The organism is Pseudoalteromonas sp. 120-MNA-CIBAN-0494 (assembly GCF_040308885.1).
Classification (GTDB): Bacteria; Pseudomonadota; Gammaproteobacteria; order Enterobacterales; family Alteromonadaceae; genus Pseudoalteromonas; species Pseudoalteromonas nigrifaciens.
This window is the reverse complement of sequence record NZ_JBEOOE010000225.1, coordinates 1-239: the sequence shown is the minus strand read 5'-3', so window position 1 is coordinate 239 and position 239 is coordinate 1. Positions and strand designations below refer to the sequence as shown.

Genomic DNA, 239 nt, shown 5'->3' with positions numbered 1-239 from the left:
GGCTCGACCCGCAGCAGATGGACGACCCCAACGCCCGCTACCGGTTGTCGGCCACCACGCGCTTATGGGCGCTGGCGGTACAGGCCAGTGGCGACCCGGCGATTGGGTTGCGGGTGTCGCGGTTTGTCAGCCCCACCACCTTTCATGCGCTGGGTTACGCATTGGTGGCCAGCGGCAGCTTGCGCGAGGTATTCGAGCGCATCGTGCGCTATCACCAGGTGGTCAGTGATGCCTTGGAC

Annotated in this window: 1 protein-coding gene; it reads left to right on the top strand. The window is 65.7% G+C overall.

Annotated features, from left to right (window positions below; translation table 11 throughout):
- The coding region (locus AAEY55_RS18585; protein WP_350552761.1) for an AraC family transcriptional regulator ligand-binding domain-containing protein at positions 1-239 on the top strand (239 nt) is incomplete at both ends.